Source organism: Bordetella ansorpii (genome assembly GCF_900078315.1).
Classification (GTDB): Bacteria; Pseudomonadota; Gammaproteobacteria; order Burkholderiales; family Burkholderiaceae_B; genus Bordetella; species Bordetella ansorpii.
Genome location: NZ_FKBS01000014.1, coordinates 458,665 through 474,113 on the forward strand (window position 1 = coordinate 458,665; position 15,449 = coordinate 474,113).

At 68.3% G+C, this 15,449-nt stretch carries 15 protein-coding genes; 4 read left to right on the forward strand and 11 right to left on the reverse strand.

Features of this window, described 5'->3' with window-relative positions; all coding sequences use genetic code 11:
- The 7 genes from A7W11_RS09755 to A7W11_RS09785 all read right to left on the reverse strand — a co-directional run bounded on the left by A7W11_RS09755 (position 1) and on the right by A7W11_RS09785 (position 8,168).
- A complete protein-coding gene (locus tag A7W11_RS09755; protein ID WP_066410955.1) occupies positions 1-1,674 on the reverse strand; it encodes a dipeptide ABC transporter ATP-binding protein in 1,674 nt (557 codons plus the stop codon).
- Positions 1,671-2,552: an ABC transporter permease gene (locus tag A7W11_RS28495; RefSeq protein WP_082887178.1), complete on the reverse strand. Its 882-nt coding sequence runs from the start codon at positions 2,550-2,552 to the stop codon at positions 1,671-1,673. The genes A7W11_RS09755 and A7W11_RS28495 overlap by 4 nt, the downstream gene beginning before the upstream one ends.
- 70 nt (positions 2,553-2,622) lie before the next feature.
- Complete coding sequence (locus tag A7W11_RS09765) at positions 2,623-3,603, reverse strand: ABC transporter permease (protein ID WP_156523041.1); 981 nt, start codon at positions 3,601-3,603, stop codon at positions 2,623-2,625.
- Positions 3,600-5,243 carry an ABC transporter substrate-binding protein gene (locus tag A7W11_RS09770; RefSeq protein ID WP_066410956.1) on the reverse strand — a complete coding sequence of 548 codons (1,644 nt, stop codon included), beginning with the start codon at positions 5,241-5,243 and terminating at the stop codon, positions 3,600-3,602. Before A7W11_RS09770 ends, A7W11_RS09765 begins: the two co-directional genes overlap by 4 nt.
- A gap of 34 nt (positions 5,244-5,277) precedes the next feature.
- Positions 5,278-6,615: an NtaA/DmoA family FMN-dependent monooxygenase gene (locus A7W11_RS09775; RefSeq protein WP_066410958.1), complete on the reverse strand. Its 1,338-nt coding sequence runs from the start codon at positions 6,613-6,615 to the stop codon at positions 5,278-5,280.
- A 282-nt stretch (positions 6,616-6,897) separates the two neighbouring features.
- Positions 6,898-7,254: a YbaN family protein gene (locus tag A7W11_RS09780; RefSeq protein ID WP_066413770.1), complete on the reverse strand. Its 357-nt coding sequence runs from the start codon at positions 7,252-7,254 to the stop codon at positions 6,898-6,900.
- A 158-nt stretch (positions 7,255-7,412) separates the two neighbouring features.
- Positions 7,413-8,168: an SDR family NAD(P)-dependent oxidoreductase gene (locus tag A7W11_RS09785; RefSeq protein ID WP_066410959.1), complete on the reverse strand. Its 756-nt coding sequence runs from the start codon at positions 8,166-8,168 to the stop codon at positions 7,413-7,415.
- A gap of 152 nt (positions 8,169-8,320) precedes the next feature.
- Here A7W11_RS09785 and A7W11_RS09790 point away from each other — a divergent pair, with 152 nt between their 5' ends.
- A complete protein-coding gene (locus tag A7W11_RS09790) occupies positions 8,321-9,214 on the forward strand; it encodes an AraC family transcriptional regulator (protein WP_066410960.1) in 894 nt (297 codons plus the stop codon).
- A 9-nt stretch (positions 9,215-9,223) separates the two neighbouring features.
- On the opposite strand, the gene A7W11_RS09795 is transcribed toward A7W11_RS09790, so the two are convergent.
- The 4 genes from A7W11_RS09795 to A7W11_RS09810 all read right to left on the reverse strand — a co-directional run bounded on the left by A7W11_RS09795 (position 9,224) and on the right by A7W11_RS09810 (position 12,206).
- Positions 9,224-9,865 carry a Vgb family protein gene (locus tag A7W11_RS09795; RefSeq protein ID WP_066413773.1) on the reverse strand — a complete coding sequence of 214 codons (642 nt, stop codon included), beginning with the start codon at positions 9,863-9,865 and terminating at the stop codon, positions 9,224-9,226.
- 10 nt (positions 9,866-9,875) lie between these two features.
- Positions 9,876-11,096 (reverse strand): DNA-binding protein, encoded by a 1,221-nt coding sequence (locus tag A7W11_RS09800; RefSeq protein ID WP_066413776.1) that lies wholly within the window; start codon positions 11,094-11,096, stop codon positions 9,876-9,878.
- Positions 11,097-11,239: 143 nt separating this feature from the next.
- Positions 11,240-11,704, reverse strand: coding sequence for a hypothetical protein (locus A7W11_RS09805; protein WP_066410961.1), 465 nt, complete (start codon positions 11,702-11,704; stop codon positions 11,240-11,242).
- Between the two features lie 22 nt (positions 11,705-11,726).
- Positions 11,727-12,206, reverse strand: a complete 480-nt coding sequence (locus A7W11_RS09810) for a hypothetical protein (protein ID WP_066410963.1) — start codon at positions 12,204-12,206, stop codon at positions 11,727-11,729.
- A 223-nt stretch (positions 12,207-12,429) separates the two neighbouring features.
- Between A7W11_RS09810 and A7W11_RS28265 the strand changes: the two genes are divergently transcribed.
- From A7W11_RS28265 to A7W11_RS09825, 3 genes are all read left to right on the forward strand, one after another.
- Positions 12,430-12,903: a YcxB family protein gene (locus A7W11_RS28265; protein WP_162270257.1), complete on the forward strand. Its 474-nt coding sequence runs from the start codon at positions 12,430-12,432 to the stop codon at positions 12,901-12,903.
- A gap of 329 nt (positions 12,904-13,232) precedes the next feature.
- Positions 13,233-14,378, forward strand: coding sequence for an ABC transporter substrate-binding protein (locus tag A7W11_RS09820; RefSeq protein WP_412778715.1), 1,146 nt, complete (start codon positions 13,233-13,235; stop codon positions 14,376-14,378).
- 189 nt (positions 14,379-14,567) lie between these two features.
- Positions 14,568-15,449, forward strand: a complete 882-nt coding sequence (locus A7W11_RS09825) for a branched-chain amino acid ABC transporter permease (protein WP_066410970.1) — start codon at positions 14,568-14,570, stop codon at positions 15,447-15,449.

The window sequence follows — 15,449 nt, forward strand, 5'->3', positions numbered from 1 at the left end:
TCAGGCCGCGCGACGCAGGCGCGGGATGGCCGCCACCAGGCGGCGGGTATAGGAATCGCCGGGGCGCAGGAAGACCTCGTCGACGTCGCCTTGTTCGACGACGCGGCCCTGGCTCATCACCAGTACGCGGTCGCTGACGTGATGCACCACGCCCAGATCATGGGAAATGAACAGGTAGCTCACGCCCAACTGTGTTTTCAGGTCGAGCAGCAGGTCCAGCACCTGGGCCTGGATGGATACGTCCAGCGCCGAGACCGGTTCGTCGCAGACGATGACGCGGGGGCGCGGCGCGATGGCGCGCGCGATGGCCACCCGCTGGCGCTGTCCGCCCGACAGTTCCAGCGGCCGGCGGGTGCGGTTCGACACCGGCAGGCCGGCCAGGTCGAGCAGTTCGCCCACTCTTGCGTGGCGGCGCCGGGCGCGGTCGCCGCCCGTGCCGCCCTCGTCGGGCGGCAGGCTGTCCTCGATGATGCGTTCCACCGTCCAGCGCGGATCGAAGGAACTGAGCGGATCCTGGTAGATGACCGAGATATCGCGCCGGCGCACACGCCGCTGCGCTTCCGTCAGCGAGGTCCAGGGCTGGCCGTGCATCAGTACCTGGCCTTCGCTGGGGGTTTCCAGCGCCAGCACCATGCGCGCCAGGGTGGACTTGCCGGAGCCGGACTCACCGACCACGCCCAGCGTCTGGCCTGCATGCAGGGTGAAAGACACATCGCGCACCACTGTGCGCGTGATCTTGTCGGGGCCGGTGAAGCGCTTGACCAGGCCCTGCGCGTGCAGCAGCGGCGTCGACGGGCTGAACGGTTGCGGTGCCTTGGCCTGCCCGGTCGAGATGGCCGGCGCCAGGCGGGGCGCGCTGGCATCGGCCAGGCGGGCGCCGCGCGAATGCGCCGACGGGACGGCGGCCAGCAGCCGGCGGGTGTATTCGTGGCGCGGATCGCCGAAGATCTGCTCCGCGGGGCCGCGCTCGACGACCTCGCCATGCCGCATCACCAGCACTTCGTCGGCCATGCGCGATACCACGGCCAGATCGTGGCTGATCAGGATGAGGCCCTTGCCGCGGGCGCGGGTCTCGTTGAGCAGGTCCAGGATCTGCGCCTGGATGGTGACGTCCAGCGCGGTGGTGGGTTCGTCCGCCACCAGCAGGGCAGGGTCCAGCGCGAGCGCCGAGGCGATCAGCGCCCGCTGGCGCTGCCCACCGGACAATTCGTGCGGCAGTTGCCGGATCTTCAGGTCGGGCTCGGGCACGCCGACCTGCTTCAGCAACGCGATGGCCTGGGCATCCTGCTCGGCTCGCGTGCGCGCCAGGCCATGCAAGCGCGGACCTTCTGCGATCTCCTGGCCGACGCGACGCAGCGGATCGAGGGAAACCAACGCGTCCTGCAGCACGAAACCGATGCGCGCGCCGCGCAGGCGGCGCCATTGCGCATCGGAAAGGCCTTGCAGCTTCTCGCCTTGCAGCGCCAGGGTATCGGCTTGCACGCGCGCGCCATGGCCGGCCAGGCCCACCAGCGAGCGGGCCGTCACGCTCTTGCCGGATCCCGATTCCCCGACGATCGCCAGGCAACGGCCGGGGAAGACCTCGAACGACACGCCTTTGACCACTGTACGCCGGGCGGCGGCGTGCCCGAAGTCCACGCGCAGGTTCGATACCTGAAGCAGAGGTTTCGTCATGCCAGGCCCGCCTTGCCTTCCAGGCGTTGCTGCAGGTGCCGGCCCACCACGGTCATCGACAGCGCGAACAGCACGATGGCCAGGCCCGGCATCACCTCGAGCCACCACGCGCGGGTGATGTAGTTGCGTCCGGCATCGAGCAGGGCGCCCCATTCCGGCGCGGGCGGCGCTACCCCCAGGCCCAGGAACGCCAGGCCCGAGGCCCAGACGATGGCCTGGCCCACGCCCAGCGTCAGCATGGCCACCAGCGGGCTGAGCGCGTTGGGCAGGATGTGGCGGCGGATCACGCGGGAGTAAGGATGGCCCAGGGCCTTGGCGGCCTCCACGTAGCCCGAGCCGCGCACCGCCAGCACCTGGCCGCGGATCATGCGGGCGTAGCCGGGCGCGGTGCCGATGCCGACCGCCACGATCTGCGTACCGACCGTCGTGCCGAACACCGAGACGAAGAGCAAGGCCAGGAAGAGCGTGGGAAACGCGAACAGCACGTCCAGGAAGCGGCTGATGGCGTTGTCGATCACCCGGTTGGAAAGGCCGGCCGTCACGCCCAGCGCCAGGGCGACCGCCATGCTCAGCGTGGTGGCGCCCAGGCCGATGGCCAGCGATTGCCGGGCGCCCTCGACCACGCGCGAGTACAGGTCTCGCCCCGCCTGGTCGGTGCCCAGCAGGTGTTGCCAGGAAGGCGGTTGCAGCGTGGCCCTCAGGTCGAGCTTGTAGGGACTGTGCGTCTGCAGCAAGGCGGGGTCGATGGCGGCGACCAGGAAGAAGGCGATGACGCCCAGCGCCAGCCATACTCCGGGAGGAATGCCGGCGGGCACGATGCCGCGCCACCGCAGGCGGGTCCAGGGCAGCGGGCGAATGACCAGTGTGGAGTCGTTCATGCCGGCTCCCTGTGTGCGGCCGGGCGGCGCCGGTGCGAAGGCCTGATACGGTGCAGAGGCAAGTACGGTGTCATAGCTTTATCCTGGGATCGACGATCTGGTAGAGACGGTCCACCAGCAGGTTGGCCAGCAGGTAGATGCCAGCGGAGACGAGGATGATTCCGCAGACCAGCGGGATGTCGCGTGCCGCCGTGGCGGTGACCAATACGCCGCCGATGCCTTGGCGCGCGAAGACGGCCTCGATCAGCACGGCGCCCGAGAACAGCTTGCCGATGGCCCAGCCCGACAGCGTCACGCCGGGCAGGGCGGCGTGGCGCAGCACGTGTCTCAGCCGGACCCCCAGGTCGCTCATGCCGCGCATGCGGGCGGAGGTGACGAAGGGCTGTTCCAGCACGCGGGTGTATTCGTCCTGGATGACCTGACCGAGGAATCCGGCCAGCGGCAAGGCCAGCGACAGCGTGGGCAGCACCAGTCCGGCCAGCGTGTTGCGGCCTTCCACGGGGAATATCTGCAACTGGATGGCGAAGACGACCAGCAGGATCGTGCCGATCCAGTAGGGGGGCAGCGTGGCCAGCACCACCTGGAGGTTGCCGCACAGCCGCGCCCAGCCGTTGCGCCTGCCGGCGGCCGAGACGGTCAGCGCGATGGCGATCAGCCAGGCCGTGGCCAGCGCGCTGAACGTCAGCACCAGCGTCGGCACGATCTGCGCGGCGATGATGTCGGCCACCTGCGTATGCTGCTGGAATGACGCACCCAGGTCGCCGCGCGCCAGGTTGCCCAGGTAGCGCAGGTACTGCACCGCCAGCGGCTGGTCGAAGCCGTAGCGGGCGTTGACCGCATCGACCTCGGCCTGCGTGGGATTGGTCAGGTTCCCTGCCGCCAGATTGATGATCAGGCGGGCCTTGTCGCCGGGCAGCAGGCTCTGGATGAGGAAGGTGAAGGTCGCGGCGGCCCACAGCACCGCCACCAGCGTCAGCAGGCGGCGCGCCAGCCATCGCAGTGTCGGCCAGCTTCGCGTCCGCAGGGGGGCGTCAATGAGGACGGTGGTCATTTTTCGAAGTACGCATCGGAGAAGACGGGTTCGCCCACCGCGCCGCGGGCCAGCCACACGTCCTTCAGTTTCGGATTGGAGGCCAGCGTGACCGGCAGCACGGTGAAGCCGACCACGGCCGCGTTGTCCACGATCAACCGCTCGGCCTGCTGGTACAGCTGCGTGCGCCGGGCATCGTCGAAGGTCTGGTCCGCCTGCTCGACCAGTTTCCACAGCGCCGGATCCTGGAAACGCGAGGCGTTGTTGGCGTTGATCCGGTTCGGCTCGTCGGGGCGCCATGACACGCGGAAGATCTCGGCGGTCGAGGCGACCCAGTAGGCCGGCTGGATCTCGTAGTCGTTCGGACCACGGTTCTTGCCCGCATACCATTCCGCTTGCGTGGTGGGCAGAAGCTTCACGTCGAAGCCGGATTCACGCGCCTGCTGCTGGATGATCTGCAGGGCCTGCACGCCATCGGGCGTGACGTGCGACACCGAGTACGCGATGCGGACCACCAGCGGCTTGCCGTCCTTGGTGCGCAGGCCCTGCGCATCGCGCGTCGTCCATCCTGCCTCGTCCAGCAGCTTGTTCGCCTGGGCGCTGTCGTAGGGGTACGAGTCGCCCAAGGCCTTGGTGTATTCGGGCGAGCTCTGCGCCAGCGCGCCGTTGCCCTCGAACGGCACCGAGCCCAGGAACGCCGCCTGCACCGCGCCCTTGCGATCCGAGGCCTGCGCGAAGGCGCGCCGCACGCGCACATCGTCGAAGGGCGGGCGGGCCGTGTTCAGCTGGAAACGCAGCGGCGAGCCGCCGGTGATGTGCTGCTGCACGACGAAGCGCTGATTGGCTTCTTGCCAGTTCACAGCGGGGATGTCGTAGATGACGTCGGATTCGCCGGACAGCAGCGATCCGTAGCGCACGGTCGGCTCTTTCAGGAACTTCCAGACCAGTCCGTCGACGTAGGCCGGTCCCTGGTGCTTCGCATCGGCGGGCGCGGAGTTGTAGTCGGGATTGCGGCGGAACACGACGTCCTGGCCATGATTCCACTTCTCGACGATGAAGGGACCCGAGCCGACCGGCTTCTCGCAGTTCACCTTCAGGCCCTGCTTCAGCGCGGTGGGCGACAGGATGCCGTGCACCGAATGCGACAGCACGTTCAGGAAGGGGTAGTAGGGCTGCTTGAATTCGATGCGCAGGGTCAGCGGTCCGGTCGCGGTCGCCGATTTGAACTGCTCGCCGAAGTACAGGTTGGACGCGTTGTTGCGGCGGTCCGGATCGCTGCTCAGCCAGCCCGTGAAGTTGTCCACGATGGCCTGCGCGTCCAGGGGCGTGCCGTCCGTGAACTTGACCCCGGGCTTGATCTCGAAGGTGTAGACCTTGTGGTCATCGGAGATGGTCCAGGACGTGGCCAGCCAGGGCACGATCTTGCCGTCGGCGGTGCGGGACACCAGGTTGTCGCTGAACTGGCGCTGCAGATACCACTGCTGCACCCAGCCGCCGAACAGGCACGGCGGTTCCTGCAGATGGCCGTATTGGATGATGCCGCCGCGGGCGGGTTCGCCCGCGGCATGGGCGGCTTGCGCGCAGCCCAGCAGGGCAGCAATGACGGCCGCGGTGCGGAGGGGAAAAGCCAACGATGCGAACGAGTCGGCGGGGCGCGACATGGATAACGGTCTCCAGCGGGAAGCGTAGGGGGAGTCAGCCGAGGGTGTCGGCAAGTTCGGGGGCGGGGTGCGGCTGCGGCAGGCCCAAGTGGCCGCGCAGCGTGTCACTGCGGTATTCGGTGCGGAACAGGCCCTGGCGCTGCAGCAGCGGCACGACGTGATCGACGAAGGCCGGCAGGCCATCGGCCAGGGCGTCCGGCATCAGATTGAAGCCATCGACGGCGCCCGCCTCGAACCACGCCGCGATGTCGGCGGCGATCTGCTCGGGCGTGCCGGCCAGCACGCGATGGCCGCCGCCCTGCACGCTGGCCAGTATCTGCCGCACGGTCAGGCCGGCGCGCGCCAGCCGGTCGATGGTGCGGTGATGGCCGATGGAGGACGTCAGGCTTTCGAACGGAGGCAACAGGTGCAGGGGGATGGGGGCGTCCAGCGTCAGCTTCGATGCCGGCACCTGGATGCGGCCCGCCAAGGCGCGCAACGCGTTGTCGGGGTCGAGCAGCTCGTCCAGGCGCGCCTTGCGTGCCAACGCTTCGGCCTCGGTGCCGCCGATGAAGGTGACCAGACCCGGCAGGATGCGTGGCGCGTACTCACGGCCCAGCTCCCGCGCAAGACTGCGCAGCCGGCGGGCCTCGCGCAGGGCGGTATCGAGATCGCCGGCGGCCGAGAACACGGCATCCGCGTTGCGCGCCGCCAATCGCAGGCCTTCGTCCGAGCCGCCTGCCTGCACCAGCACCGGCCGGCCTTGCGGCGAACCGGGATGGGTCAGCACGCCGGTCACGTTGAAGTGTTCGCGGCCTGCCTGCACGGGCCGCAGTCTTTCGGTATCGCAGAACAGGCCCGAGACCGGGTCGGCGATGACCGCCTCGCGAGGCCAGCTGTCCCACAGGCCCAATACGACGTCGACGAACGATTCGGCGCGGGCATAGCGTTGCGCGCGGCCCTGCTCGGCGCCGCCGAAGCTGGCGACCGTCGCGGCGTCCGATGTCGTCACGGCGTTCCATGCGGCTCGGCCCTGGCTGATCACGTCCAGCGACTGGAAGCGGCGTGCCAGGTTGAAGGGTTCGTTGTAAGTGGTCGACGCGGTGCCGATCAGCCCGATGTGCGAGGTTTCGCGGGCGATGACGGTCAGCACCAGTGTGGGCTCCAGGCCGTTGGTGGGGGGCTGGCGCGTGATGTCCCAGGGGATGGCGGGACGGTCCGCCAGGAACACGGCATCGAGCAGGCCGCGTTCGGCGACCCGGGCGCCCTGCACGTAATGTCCGATGTCCTGGAAGGCATTCGGATTGGTGCCCGGCCAGCGCCATGCGGCGGAGTGGCCGCCCGCGCCATGCAGGTTCACGCCCAGATGCAGTTGTCGCTCGTTCGCCGGCATTTCCTCGATCCGTCCCATCTCGTTGGAATCGTCTTGTCCAAGACGCCATGACGGTGCGATGCAAGAAAAAATCGGCTGCCGGACGACGCTTGTTTCGTGTGTCGGGAAATGTTGAATGCACGGCGGCGATTGCTCAATAGCGTGAACAGACCGATGTCTTCTATGGGTATTCCCGGGCGCGTGGATACCCCACGAAAAAGGCGCGAAACACGGGTTTTTCTCCGCGTCTGGCGCCTATGTTTATGCGCGTTTGTTTATGCGCCTATGTTTATGCGTGCGGGCTCAGGTTCCCGGCGCGTCGTCTGGATGGGCCGTGCGCGGCGCCGGCCGCGAGACGACCCACGCCGCACTGGCGGCCATGCCCAGGCCGACGATCACCGCCAGCAGCCACGAGGGATGGGCGCTCCAGAGGAAGATGCCATAGCCTGCCGCCATGCCCGCCGACGCGCACGCCTTGCCCTTGCGGCTGATGGCGCCTTGTTCCCGCCATTGCCGCAGCGATGTGCCGAACCTGGGGTGATTCAGCAGCCAGGCTTCCAGCCTGGGAGACGAGCGCGCGAAGCAGCCCGCCGCCATGATCAGGAAAATGGTCGTGGGCATGACGGGCAGCACCGCGCCGATCACGCCCAGCGCGACCATGATCCAGCCCAGAAGCGCCCACGCCAACCGTCTTATGGCCGGACTCCTGCCGTGCGGCGGCCGATCGCGGCGGCGGTCGCCAGGAATGGAATAGGGGGGATGCGGAAAGCCATGGGCCAGAGCATAAGGCCTGCCGCATCCCAGGTGCGGCTGCGGGATCAGATGCCTTGCCCGCCGGACACTTCGATGCGCTGGGCATTCACCCAGCGGTTGTCCTCGCTCAGCAGGCTGGCGATCATCGGGCCGATGTCGTCCGGCACGCCTACCCGGCCCAGCGCCGTGATGCCGGCGAAGAACTGGTTGAAGTCCGGCGTGTCGCGCACGGCGCCGCCGAAGAAGTCGGTCTCGATGGCGCCGGGCGCCACCGTGTTGACCGCGATGCCCCGGCTGCCCAGCTCCTTGGCCATGTAGACCGACAGCACCTCCACCGCGCCCTTGACGGCCGCATAGGCCGACCAGCCAGGCGCCGACACGCGGGTCAGCCCCGATGACAGGTTGATGATGCGGCCCCCGTCGGCCAGCAGCGGCAGCAGCGATTGCGTCAGGAAGAACACGCCCTTGAAGTGCACGTCGACCAGTTTGTCGAACTGGGCGATGGTGGTGTCGCCGAGGGCGGCATAGTCGCCATGGCCGGCGTTGTTGACCAGGTGGTCGAAAGTCTGGCGTGACCAGGTGTCGCGCAAGGCGGTGCGCAGTTGCCCGGTGAAGGCCGCGAACGCCGTGACGTCGCCCACGTCCAGTTGCAGGGCGACCGCCAGGCGGCCCAGCGCCCGGATTTCGGCCACGACCGCCTGTGCCTCGTCGGCGCGGCTGTGATACGTGATGACCACGTCGCCGCCGCGGCGCGCCACGTTCAGGGCGGTGTTGCGGCCCAGGCCACGGCTGGCGCCGGTAATCAAGGTGATCTTGCTCATGTGCGACTCCTGTTGAAGAGGAGTGCAGTATCTGGCGCAGGGGCAGGGCCGCGTTGCCGGAAACTGGGTGTTCTTTGCCTAAACCTCCACGGCCAGAGAACAGGCAGTTTCAACGCGTGCGCACCAAGAAGCAACGCGGTAGCCTAGCCGGCATGACCGCCGCCCTGCTCGACGCCGTACGCGTCCATTCCCAGTTCCACGCCAACGCCGACGGCGTGTCGCGCACGCCGATTGCCGGGCTGACGACCGTGCGCGCCACGGCGCGCAGCGGCCTGGTGTACGCGATCTCGCGGCCCATGGTGTGCCTGGTCCTGCAGGGCGGCAAGCACGTCACGATGGGGACGCAAGGGTATGCGTTCTCGGCGGGCGATTCACTGTTGATCACGGCCGACGTGCCCACTGTCAGCCAGATCACGCGGGCCAGCGCGGCATCGCCGTATTTCTCGCTGGTGCTGGACCTGGACCTGGCGTTGATCGCCGAACTGGCGGCGCAGATGCAGGCCACGCGCGGCGCGCACGTGCCGGTAGGCGTCGAACCTACCGACGCCGACGTGGCCGATGCCGCGTTGCGCCTGATGCGCCTCATCGACCGTCCGGCCTCGGTGCCCATGCTGCACGCGCAACTGGTGCGCGAACTGCACTACTGGCTGTTGATGGGGCGGCATGGGCCGGCCATACGCCGCCTGGGATGGCCGGGCAGTCATGCGCAACGGGTGGGGCGCGCGGTCGCCCTGCTGCGGGAGCAGTACGCGCAGTCCTTGCCGGTGGAACGGTTGGCCTCGGTGGCCGGCATGAGCGCCTCGTCGTTCCACCAGCACTTCCGGGCGACGACGTCCCTATCGCCGCTGCAGTTCCAGAAGCAGCTGCGCCTGATCGAGGCGCGCCGCCTGATGCTGGCCGAGGGCCTCACCGCCAGCAGCGCCGCGTTCGCCGTCGGTTATGAAAGCGTGCAGCAGTTCACGCGGGAATACGGCCGGCTGTTCGGCCAGCCGCCCGTGCGGGACACGAAGGCGCTGCGCGGCAGGACGCGCGCCGTGGCGGCCTGAGGCGACGGATCAGGTGGCCTTGGCCCGCGCCGGCTTGCGCACCGCGCGCAGCACTCCGCTGGTGGCGCCGCCGCAATAGAAGCGGTCATCGCCCGCTTCCAGCCCGGAGACGGCCATGCCCGCCGGCATCTCGATCACGTCCAGCACCTGGCCACTGCGTGGATCGATGTGGCGCAGTTCGCTGGCATCGTCTTCCCATGTGCCGTGCCACAGGCCGCCATCGGTCCAGGTGATGCCGGTGACATGGCGGTCGCAGCGGATGGTGCGCAGGATCTTGCCCGTTTCCGGATCGACCTGATGGATGCGGCGCGCCGCATATTGTCCGATCCACAGCGAACCTTCCGCCCAGGCCATGCCCGAGTTCTGGCCTTCCGGCGCGGGCAGGTCGGCCAGCGTTTCTCCGGTTTGCGGATCGAGTTTCAGGATGCGGTCGCCGACGAACTGGAACAGGTGCCTGCCGTCGAAGGCCGTGCCCGCCTGGGCCGCCATGGCGAAGGTGCGCACGACTTGTCCGCTTTGCGGATCCAGCGCGCACAGGCTGTGGCCGGTGGCGAACCACACCCGGCTGCCGTCATAGGAGACCCCATGTATGTCTGCCACATCCGGGAAGGGGCCGTACTCGCGGATGATGTCGGCTTTGGTCGTGTTCATGGCTTCCATCCTAGTCCGGCGGCAGCGGCAGAGGGAGTAACAACGGCGTCGCGATGCCGGTGGGCGGCGGCACGCTCCAGCGGCGCGCGGGGCCGCGGCCGAAGGATTGGACCTTGCCCTGCGCAGCCAGGATCTCCAGCGCGCGCTGCACGGTGCGCTGGCTGGCGCCCTGCGCCAGGGCCAACGCCGAACTGGACCATGCCAGCCCGTCGGCCAGGCAGGCCAGCAAGGCCGCGTGCGGTTCTTCCGTGGGGTGGATCAGCACGGCGACTTCGCTGGCCCGTTGCGGCGCCAGGGTGAAGCCTTCCTGCGTGGCGCGGACGTCGGCCATGCCGCGCAAGGCCGTGCGCAGCCGGCCGATCTCCACGCGCAGGCGCGCACGATGCGTGTCATCGAAATAGCGCGTGCGGAAGGCGTGTTCGATCAGGGACTGCCGCGATGCGGCGCGCGGCCAGGCGCAGGCGAGCGTGCGGGCCAACGCGAACAGCACGGGACGCCGCGCCAGTGAGACGACGGCGTCCATCCCGTGGATGCGTTGCTGGCAGGCGTCCACGACAAGCGCCGTCGAACCCATCAGCGTTTCCACCTGGTCCAGCAGCAACGTCCGCGTGGCGCCATGCGAAATCAGGCGGGCCGCGGGAGCAGCCAGCAGCATGCGGGCGCGTTCGACCTCCGCCTGCAGGGCGCCGATGCCGGCGCGCCGAGCGGCCCGGTCCGCGCGATCCAGGGCGGTACGCGCCTGCCGTGCGCGCAGCCGGCGGACGGCGAGGCCCGCCACCGCCAGCTCGTGTGCGGCCTGGATGGCAGGAGGCAATGCGCCGGGATCGAAGCGGGACAGCGCGGTTTGCGCCGCGTCCAGATCGCCCGTCAGCAACAGGTGGCGGATCTCTAGGTGGCGCGCGTAGGCGGCGTTGATGCGGTCTGCGTGCGCGGCCAGCGTGGCGTGGGCTTCGTGCAGGGCACGCGCCGGCCATCCCAGTTCGCGCGAGGCCAGTGCGATCTCGGCCTCGGCCACGGCACAGCGCGCGCATGCCACGGGGTGCCTGGCGCCGAAGGCCCGCGCCGCGGCCCGTATCAGCGCGCGGGCGCGCGCCAGGTCGCCCAGTTGCGCCATGGCGATGCCGCGCAGCGCCAGCGCGTCGGCATCGTCGCGCAGGGCGACGCGGTTCAGTGCGGCAAGCGGATCACCGGCCGACAGCGCACGTGCCGCGGCCGCGATGTCTCGGTCCATGGGAGTCCCGCCACGGTTGTCATTGCGCTGTTCGGCGGCCCAGCCCAATCCAGCACGGCGCATCGCCAGAAAAGAAGAGGCCGGTCCGCGGACCGGCTTCGGCATGCAGCCCGGCGCACGCGGGCGCCGGCATCACGTAGCGATCAATAGACCTTCACGCGCACCGCGGCGCCGGGCTTCGGTTCGAACGCGGGCACGGTGCGGTTCTTCAGCGCCTCGCCCTTGGCGTCCCACACCAGCGTCTCGGTCGGGAAGGATTCGTCGCGCGTCATCTTGTCGATCTGGGCCGCGATGACCTTGCCGGCGCCGTCCACCTCGGGGTTCCAGGTGAAGACGCCATATTGGCCGTACCAGGCGGCGGGCGCATCGGCGTCCAGGCGGCGGTCCGGGCACATGACCAGGCCCTTGTCCAGCAGCACGCGCAGCGCGCCGACGGGCACCAGGTTCACGGTGGGCGTGGTGCGGTCCTTGCTGTGGCCCGGGCACACGTTGGCGCTGCGGGACACGGTGGTTTCGGCGACCTGGCGGTCGGATTGGGCAAGCACGGTGGATGCGGCGCACAAGGCGAAAGCGGCGCCAGTCCAGGCGAACGTGTTACGGCGGGTCATGCGTGGGCCTCCTGGTCGTCCATCATCGGACAGTTCGCGAAAGCAGTGGATCCGGACCCTGGTCGGGCCTGGCGATGAACCAGAAACTCGCGCCGACCAGGCCGCCCAGCAGGCAGGCTGTCAGCGGCACGATGGGATGCGACATGAAGGTATCGGCCAGCATCGTCAGCGTCGTGCGCAGGTCCCAGAAGGGATCGAAGAACGCAGCGCCGAGAAACATCAGCAGCCAGGCCAGCAGGCCCAGCCCCATGAAGGTCAGTACGTAGGTCGTGCGGTCGGTGTGGCCGTGGCGGCGCAATGCCAGGTGCGCCGGCAGACCCAGCAACGCCATGCAGAGGCTGCCGGCCGCCAGGCCGATCACCAGGGCCATGCCGACCCAGGCGGGCCGCTGCCCGTCCGGGCCGAGAAAGTCGGGCGCCTGCCAGATGAAATGGGCGAACACCACCAGGAAGACGGCGGACCAGAAGGGCGCGGCAAGAAAGGCGAGGATGGATCTTGTCATTCTGCGGAGACCAGCATTGCTGCTCATGCCTAGCGTGCGGCAGATGGTATCAGCCACGAAGTTTCGCCGACTGTTACAGGTGCGACAGGACGAATACGTAAAAATCGCTGCCCATTGGGAGGGTTCGGACGTGCGGTTCACTTATCGATACGAGCGGGCCGATTTCGTGCGTGCCTGCATTGCCTTGGCGCGGCCATCGATGCCAAGGCGGCTGGCCTGGTGCATGATCTGGCTCGTGTGCATGGTCGGCTTCATGATGTGGGACCTCGAACCCCACCAGCGCATGCCCGCGCTGCATCTGCTGGCCACGGGGCAGTTCCCCTGGCAAGGCTATGCGACCCTGGGGGCGTGCCTGCTGCTGATCTGGTTCCGCGCCGAGATATTCGGTTGGCTGTTCTGCGCGCCGGCCTACGGGCGCAGCGCGTTGGCTGGCCAGGACGTGGCGCTCGAACTCGACGACGTCGGCATATGGGCCGGCAATGACAAGGTCAACTCGCGCGTCAGCTGGTCCGGCGTGATGCGCATCGTCGACACGCCCAGGCTGGTGCTGTTCGTGGTGTCCAAGCGCGAGGGCGTGCTGTTGCCGCGCCGCGCCATTGCGTCCGACACCCGCCACCAGGAAGTGCTGGCTTTCGCCCGCGCCAGACTGGACGCGGCGCGCGCCGATGCCTCCGTGGCGGCCAACCGCTCGGCCTGAACGGCACGGTGGCCGCGCAACAGGGCCCGGTCCAGCGGACAGCCACGGGCGCCAATTGTGGGACGGAACAAATCAGGGTTTTCCATGAGGTCCCGTGCATCGCACCCGGCGCAAAGCCGCGCCAGCCTTGGCGTTGCGGGCCGCATGGCCTGGGAGGTGGCTTCCTGCAACGGTCTGCGGGCTTCTTGTTTCGGTCGGCTACAAAAGGAGAGTAATATCACCCCTCCCGCAGCCCGGACCTCAGGGCCGGAAGCTGCACGCCACCGCTGCCGCGGCAGGTGAAAAAAATCCGAGACACCCGTTATTCAAAGGACGCTTTCATGAGATCCATGACCAAACTCGCCCTGGCCGTGGCGGCCTTCGGCGCCATGGGCGCCGCGCAGGCGGCCGATATCAAGCTGGGTGTGGCCGAGGCCCTGTCGGGCGGCGCTGCCCAGTACGGCATTTCGATCCGCAACGGCTTCCAGCTGGCCGCTGAAGAGATCAACGCCGCTGGCGGCATCAATGGCGACAAGCTGGTGCTGGTGGTCGAAGACGAACAAGGCAAGAAAGAAGAAGCCATCAACGTCTTCAAGAAGCTGATCTTCCAGGACAAGGTCCTGATGGTGTTCGGCCCCACGCTGTCGAACTCGGCCCAGGCCGCCGATCCCATCGCCCAGGCCGCCAAGACCGTGGCCTTCGGCACGTCCAACACCGCCGACGGCATCACCTCCATCGGCAACTACGTGTTCCGCAACTCGGTCACCGAGGCCGACGTGCTGCCGGCCACCATCGACATGGTCCGCCGCAAGACCGGCATGAAGAATGTGGCGGTGCTCTATGGCAACGACGACGTCTTCACCAAGAGCGGCTACGACAACTTCAAGAAGGCCCTGGAAGACCAGAAGGTGCCGGTGACCACCACCGAGACCTTCGCCAAGGGCGACGTCGACTTCAAGGCCCAACTGACCAAGATCAAGGGCACGAACCCCGACGCCCTGGTGCTGTCGGCGTTGCTGGCCGAAGGCGGCCCGATCATGGTGCAGGCCCGCCAACTGGGCATGAACATCCCGGTCATCGGCGGCAACGGCATGAACTCGGTCAAGATCTTCGACCTGGCGCCTGGCGGCGCGTCGAACAACCTGTGGATCGGCAGCCCGTGGTCGATCGAGAACAAGACCGCCGAGAACACCAAGTTCATCGACGCCTACAGCAAGAAGTACGGCGCCGCGCCCGACCAGTTCTCGGCCCAGGCCTATGACGCCATGTACGTCGTCAGCCAGGGGCTGAAGAAGATCAAGCTGTCCGGCGACCTGCCCAAGGACCGCGCCGCGTTGCGCGATGCGCTGCCCGACGTGAAGTGGACCGGCGCCACCGGCGCCTTCCAGTTCCGCCAGGCGATGGACCGTTCGGGCAAGAAGCCGGCCGGCTACGACGCCCAGCAGGCGCCGATCGTCAGCGTGACCAAGGACGGCAAGTACGCCATCGAGAAGTAAGGCATCACCCCACGACCCCCCGCTGCCGGACGGCGGGGGGCCAATATCTAGGGCGGCAGCAGTGCCGCCCTGCGGCTTTTGACGACACCCTGCCGCGCGATGGCAAAAACACCCTCTCGGGGTGTGGCGCGCCAGATGCGAGGGTTCGGGGCACCGATTCTCAGCCGCTGTTTTTCCTCCGGATTTCCCATGCTCGAACAACAATTCGTCAACGCCCTGTCGCTGGGCTGCGTGTACGCGCTGTTCGCGCTCGGCTTCACGCTGGTCTTCGGCGTGCTGGGCGTCATCAACCTCGCGCACGGCGCGGTCTTCATGGTCGGCGCGTATGCCGCGCTGGCGGTCATCAGCCACGCGGGACTGCCGCTGTGGGCCGGGCTCATCGTGGCCCTGGTGGTGGCCGGCCTGGTCGGCGCCCTGGTCGACTTCCTGGTTTTGAAGCCGCTGCGCAAGCGCAACGCGCCCCACCTGATCCCCATGATCGCCACCATCGGCGTGGCCATCATCCTGAACAACGGCGCGCAAGCCATCTTCGGCGCCAGCAACCTGCGCTTCCCGATGGGCACGGTGCCGGAAGAGGTGCTGGAGATCGCGGGCCTGCACGTGACGGTGATCGAGCTGTGCATCATCGCGCTGTCGGTGGTGCTGATGGCCGCGCTGATGCTCATCATGCGCCGCACGCAGTTCGGCCGCGCCATGCGCGCCGTGGCCGAGTCGCCCAAGGCGGCCTGGCTGCTGGGTATCGACGTCGAGAAGTTGTTCCTGATCACCTCGTTCGCGGCGGCCGGCCTGGGCGGCCTGGCGGGCGTGCTGATCGGCCTGTATTCGAACGCGCTGTTCCCGCTGATGGGCCAGCCGATGCTGCACAAGGGCATCGCGGTCATCATCCTGGGCGGCATGGGCGATATCCGTGGCGCCATGCTGGGCGGCCTGTTCCTGGGCTTCGCCGAAGTGCTGTCGGTGGCCTACATCGGCTCGACGATGCGTGACGCCGTCGCGTTCGGCCTGCTGTTCCTCATCCTGCTGCTGCGCCCGCAAGGCCTGTTCGGCAAAGTCGCGCAACGGAAGGCATAA

What these genes read in the sequence shown, in the direction of transcription:
- A7W11_RS09765 (WP_156523041.1), bottom strand. Translation starts at nt 3,603, where the DNA reads ATGACCACCGTCCTCATTGACGCCCCCCTGCGGACGCGAAGCTGGCCG.
- A7W11_RS28265 (WP_162270257.1), top strand. Translation starts at nt 12,430, where the DNA reads ATGATCTGGCTCGTGTGCATGGTCGGCTTCATGATGTGGGACCTCGAA.
- A7W11_RS09825 (WP_066410970.1), top strand. Translation starts at nt 14,568, where the DNA reads ATGCTCGAACAACAATTCGTCAACGCCCTGTCGCTGGGCTGCGTGTAC.
- A7W11_RS09790 (WP_066410960.1), top strand. Translation starts at nt 8,321, where the DNA reads ATGACCGCCGCCCTGCTCGACGCCGTACGCGTCCATTCCCAGTTCCAC.
- A7W11_RS09820 (WP_412778715.1), top strand. Translation starts at nt 13,233, where the DNA reads ATGACCAAACTCGCCCTGGCCGTGGCGGCCTTCGGCGCCATGGGCGCC.
- A7W11_RS09785 (WP_066410959.1), bottom strand. Translation starts at nt 8,168, where the DNA reads ATGAGCAAGATCACCTTGATTACCGGCGCCAGCCGTGGCCTGGGCCGC.
- A7W11_RS28495 (WP_082887178.1), bottom strand. Translation starts at nt 2,552, where the DNA reads ATGAACGACTCCACACTGGTCATTCGCCCGCTGCCCTGGACCCGCCTG.
- A7W11_RS09775 (WP_066410958.1), bottom strand. Translation starts at nt 6,615, where the DNA reads ATGCCGGCGAACGAGCGACAACTGCATCTGGGCGTGAACCTGCATGGC.
- A7W11_RS09780 (WP_066413770.1), bottom strand. Translation starts at nt 7,254, where the DNA reads ATGGTCGCGCTGGGCGTGATCGGCGCGGTGCTGCCCGTCATGCCCACG.
- A7W11_RS09770 (WP_066410956.1), bottom strand. Translation starts at nt 5,243, where the DNA reads ATGTCGCGCCCCGCCGACTCGTTCGCATCGTTGGCTTTTCCCCTCCGC.
- A7W11_RS09810 (WP_066410963.1), bottom strand. Translation starts at nt 12,206, where the DNA reads ATGACAAGATCCATCCTCGCCTTTCTTGCCGCGCCCTTCTGGTCCGCC.
- A7W11_RS09805 (WP_066410961.1), bottom strand. Translation starts at nt 11,704, where the DNA reads ATGACCCGCCGTAACACGTTCGCCTGGACTGGCGCCGCTTTCGCCTTG.
- A7W11_RS09755 (WP_066410955.1), bottom strand. Translation starts at nt 1,674, where the DNA reads ATGACGAAACCTCTGCTTCAGGTATCGAACCTGCGCGTGGACTTCGGG.
- A7W11_RS09800 (WP_066413776.1), bottom strand. Translation starts at nt 11,096, where the DNA reads ATGGACCGAGACATCGCGGCCGCGGCACGTGCGCTGTCGGCCGGTGAT.
- A7W11_RS09795 (WP_066413773.1), bottom strand. Translation starts at nt 9,865, where the DNA reads ATGAACACGACCAAAGCCGACATCATCCGCGAGTACGGCCCCTTCCCG.